Consider the following 3,878-nt stretch of genomic DNA (forward strand, 5'->3'; position numbering starts at 1 on the left):
GAGACAGGTGAGACAGCGCGAATGACGGCTCTCCCTCACTTGGCGACTGCGAACCCGATAGCCGTAAGGCGTGGCGTTAGCGATAGGGCGAACCCGAAGGGTTATCAGTTCACTGTTCACTGTTCACTGATAACTGTTGAGCACGTTCCCAAAGGATAATTACTTAACTCGCTTCTTTTACCGCCTCAATCAAACGTGGCTTGTCTAAACCAATTTGATTCAAAAGTAACCACGATTGGATCAAGTCAGGACCATGCAAATCTCCTGTTAAGCCAGCGCGAAGTGCTTTCATCACCAAGCCTTTCTTGACGTTTTGTTCTTTAACGACTTGCTTAATAATTTCTTGAGCGCTAGTTTCAGTGAGTTGATGATTCTCCAAAGCAGCGATCACACTCTTGAGGGTAGCAGCAGAACCTTCTTGTTTTAGTTGAGCAGTTGCTTCGTCACTAAATTCAACTGTTTCTACAAAAAACAGTTTGCTCATAGCCACTGCATCGACAAGACGAGTTAAACTTGGACCAATTAAAGTGACAAGCTGATCCAACCAAGCACGTTCACGTCCTCCTGTCAATTGATATCCTGCTTCTTCCCAAGCAGGTATAAGCAAATCAGTCAGCTTATCCACTGACATATTGTGAATATACTGACTGTTTATCCAATCCAGCTTCGCCCAGTCAAATTTTGCCCCAGCTTTATTAACACGCTCAAAGCCAAATTGCTTGGCTGCTTCTTCCAAGGTGAAAATTTCCTGAGTCGAGTCTGGGGCTGACCAACCCAGCAATGTCATATAATTCACCATAGCTTCAGCAGTAAAGCCCATTTGCTTAAAGTCAAAAATGGATGTGACTCCATCTCGCTTGGAAAGCTTGCGTCCCTCTTGATTCAAAATCAAGGGTGTATGGGCAAACTCTGGCACTTTTGCGCCAAAAGCTTCATACAACAAAATTTGCTTAGCGGTGTTGGCGATGTGGTCTTCTCCCCGAATGACATGGGTAATTTGCATATCCATGTCATCCACGACAACAGCAAAATTGTACAGTGGGATACCAATACCATCTGCTGCGGCGCGAGCAATAACCATATCACCGCCTAAATCGCTACCTCGCCAAACCATCTTTCCCCGTACCAGGTCATTCCAGACAATTTCCCGGTCGTCATCAATTTTGAAACGAATGACAAAGTTACGCCCTTCGGCTTTATATGCGGCTTCTTGTTCTGGTGTAAGATTACGGTGACGGTTATCATAGCGCGGAGCTTCATTTCTGGCTTTCTGAGCCTCACGCAGCGCTTCTAATTCTTCTGGCGTGGTGTAGCAGCGATATGCTAATCCTTTCTCAAAGAGGGTTTGAACCGCTTGTTTGTAAATTTCCAGACGCTTCGTTTGGAAAAATGGTCCCTCATCCCATGTCAGTCCCAGCCAACGCAGACCTTGGAGAATATTTTCGGTGTATTCAGGACGCGATCGCTCCAAGTCTGTGTCTTCAATGCGCAGGATAAACTGACCACCGTGGTGGCGGGCAAACAACCAGTTAAATACAGCTGTCCTTGCTGTTCCAATGTGTAAATTCCCAGTTGGACTGGGGGCTATACGGACTCTAACAGTCACGGGCTTTTTCTCTCTTGTCTATATTTGTAAAACACGACTCATTTAGCTTAATATTAAGCCTTAAGCAATGAGCGCTGAGTTGTGAATAACTCACGACTCACGACGCGGAACTCAGCAATCAAGACTTTCAACGGGACTGACGGGGCTCGAACCCGCAACTTCCGCCGTGACAGGGCGGTGCTCTAACCAATTGAACTACAGTCCCTTAATTGGTCACTTTATTCATTATGACTATTTAGCTGAACATTGTCAAGCTTTTTTTTTAAATTCGTTATTAGTTATTGAGTGATGATTCACAGGGAACAGGGAACAGGGAACAGGGAACACCCGAACGCTTAACTCTTAACGCTTGACATACACTGTACGAAGCTTCGCAAAAATCTGCGGAGGAATCCTATATTATCAACGATTGAAATTAGGGACAAAACGCCGAAATAACCTGATAAGCGGTGGTTCCATCTTAAGTTTAAAGGCGAGTATCTGGGTTCGCTGAAGACGATTAAAGTTATTATCGCTTACAAGGATTAATGAAAGCTGACCATCAGGTAGTTTGGGACCTAGAGTTAAGCCCTCAATATTATCTAGCGCTACATCTAATTTTCTCAAATCCAAAAGTAGCTCTTTCTTGGTGGGTTTAATTTTGTTAATATCAACAGCTAAAAGACTATCAATATTATGAATGTCATCAGCACCTTCTAGAGAAATCTGAAACAGAGCAATAGAAAACCCAAAGCCAGTAAAAGTCCGCTCTAAACTGATAAAATGACTTTGATTGTCAAGCGCGGCTAAATCAGTTAAACCACTTGAAAATTGAGGAGACAATCTCGAAAAAATATTCAAGATTGGTGCGACTGCTTCAGTTTGGTAAAGAAATTCTTTCTCTGGTTGCTGAGTGAGCAAATTGTATTGCAAAATGCGGCAAGGACTGCTGATTTTTGGTTTCGCTTCTGGACCATCTTGAATCAGAGCATTTTCTGTGGCTGTAAACAAAGACTTGTTATTAGGTGTGATAGTCAGAGATTCAAATGCTAAGTTGTTACGGATACCTTGTTGACGACTTTTATCTGGCAAAAACTTGTTGGGAATTGGTAGTGTTCTCAACACTTGTCCAGAAGAGAGTGAAAATTCTTTAAGAAAAGGTGTTATCTGTTTGAGATTATCACCTTCAGAAGAAATATAAACAGTTTCTTTCTTAGTTAAGGCGATACCTTCTGAATCGATAGTACCACGGGGAAAAGTTTGACGACTTTCATTTAAGAGTGTCGTGACACCAACGGGGACAACTTTCTCATTTGTTAGTGTTCCATTGCTCAGGTCAATTTTTAATGTGTAGAAGCGAGCCGCAGCTTTTTCGCTGCGATCATCAGAAATCGTGTAAAAAAGTTGTTTTTTGGTATCGTAGGTTATTCCAGAAAACCCTCCCATGGGAGTTTTTTTGAAAGTGTAACCAGTGGGAAAACTCGCAGAACCAATAAAATTAATTTCAGTTATAGGATAATTTGGGGCAGGTACATTAATGATAAAGATGCTGATAAGAATTAGAAGAGGAATAAAAAAGAAAAGAATTCGTGGAAACTTAAATGTCTTTTTGACGAACTGCATTTTGAGTCATTGCTAAGCTGGGAAAATCACAAACACGATATCATATCATGTCTTGATGATTACTTATCAGAAAATTACGTTAGGGCAGTTACGTAAACGCTATGGGAGGGGAACTTCAACTGATTGTAGAGTTTCCTGATAGACAGCCTGTTGTGCTGACTGGACTTGCAGAATTAGATGAGGATTCTGAGACAGAAGAAGATGCGTATCTGCAGACGTAAGATTCTCGCTCTCATGTCTGTCGCTATTTGGCGAGATTTAACAGTTCCTTTGTAACTTGGCTGGCTGAGTTGTGCTCTTAGCGTTTCTCATTCCGGCTACTCACCTGTATACTACCGTTTACATTGTGTACACAAGTGACTATACCTCATTGACCTTCATTTGTATACAATATGTAGACATTAGTAGACAAGAGAAAATCCTTATTCGCCTGCACAATACTTTGGATTTTCTGGGGGCAAATTCAGTTGCTTGCGTAATTCCGGGTCATAGCAGGCTTGTTCCCAATTCTTAGCAGCTTTTACCTGCTGGAAGGTCAAGTTTTTAACTCCCTTAAGGTTGGTACAGATGGGTTCCTTTGTGAACGTTGTGGAACAGTTAAGGTCGGCACTACTGAGGTCGGCACTACTGAGGTCGGCACTACTGAGGTCGGCACTACTGAGGTCGGCAC

General features: G+C 42.5%; 3 protein-coding genes and 1 tRNA gene. All 4 read right to left on the minus strand.

The features are described from left to right. Window positions 1–163 precede the first annotated feature (163 nt). The gene (gene gltX, locus DP116_RS27320) at window positions 164–1,606 is read right to left on the minus strand and encodes a glutamate--tRNA ligase (RefSeq protein WP_169158120.1); all 1,443 of its coding nucleotides are present in this window, start codon (window positions 1,604–1,606) and stop codon (window positions 164–166) included. 131 nt (window positions 1,607–1,737) lie between these two features. Continuing rightward, window positions 1,738–1,811 (minus strand) — tRNA-Asp (locus DP116_RS27325). Window positions 1,812–2,008: 197 nt separating this feature from the next. Then, window positions 2,009–3,208, minus strand: a complete 1,200-nt coding sequence (locus DP116_RS27330) for an esterase-like activity of phytase family protein (RefSeq protein WP_169158121.1) — start codon at window positions 3,206–3,208, stop codon at window positions 2,009–2,011. A gap of 422 nt (window positions 3,209–3,630) precedes the next feature. After that, the coding region (locus DP116_RS27335; RefSeq protein ID WP_211173541.1) for a pentapeptide repeat-containing protein at window positions 3,631–3,878 on the minus strand (248 nt) is incomplete at its 5' end.

The sequence above is a fragment of the Brasilonema bromeliae SPC951 genome (assembly GCF_012912135.1).
Classification (GTDB): domain Bacteria; phylum Cyanobacteriota; class Cyanobacteriia; order Cyanobacteriales; family Nostocaceae; genus Brasilonema; species Brasilonema bromeliae.